Annotated in this window: 1 protein-coding gene; it reads right to left on the reverse strand. The window is 61.8% G+C overall.

Going from position 1 to position 672, the window contains the following annotated elements; translation table 11 throughout:
* On the reverse strand, positions 1-672 hold a 672-nt coding region (locus AC1RT2_RS32190), incomplete at its 5' end, for an EF-Tu C-terminal domain-related protein (RefSeq protein ID WP_493108503.1).

Here is a 672-nt window from a genome sequence, read left to right on the forward strand (position 1 = left end):
TTACTCGACGATCGAAGCGACGATGCCGGCGCCGACGGTGCGGCCGCCTTCACGGATTGCGAAGCGCAGCTTTTCTTCCATCGCGATCGGAACGATCAGCTCGACGGCAACCGTGACGTTGTCGCCCGGCATGACCATTTCCGTGCCTTCCGGAAGCGAAACGATACCGGTCACGTCCGTCGTGCGGAAGTAGAACTGCGGACGGTAGTTCGTGAAGAACGGCGTATGACGACCGCCTTCTTCCTTCGTCAGGATGTAGGCTTCTGCCATGAACTTCTTGTGCGGCTTGACCGAACCCGGCTTGCACAGGATCTGGCCACGCTCGACGCCGTCACGCTGAACGCCACGGATCAGCGCACCGACGTTGTCGCCGGCCTGACCCTGGTCGAGCAGCTTGCGGAACATTTCAACGCCGGTAACCGTCGTCTTGGTGGTCGGGCGGATGCCGACGATCTCGACTTCTTCACCAACCTTGACGATGCCACGCTCGACGCGGCCGGTCACAACCGTACCACGGCCCGAGATCGAGAACACGTCTTCGATCGGCAGCAGGAACGGCTGGTCGATCGGACGCTCAGGCGTCGGGATGTAGGCGTCGACAGCAGCCATCAGCTCGCGGATCGCGTCTTCGCCGATCTTCTTGTCCGAATCTTCGAGAGCGGCCAGAGCCGA

It is taken from the genome of Shinella sp. GW821-FHT11G07, from assembly GCF_058808115.1.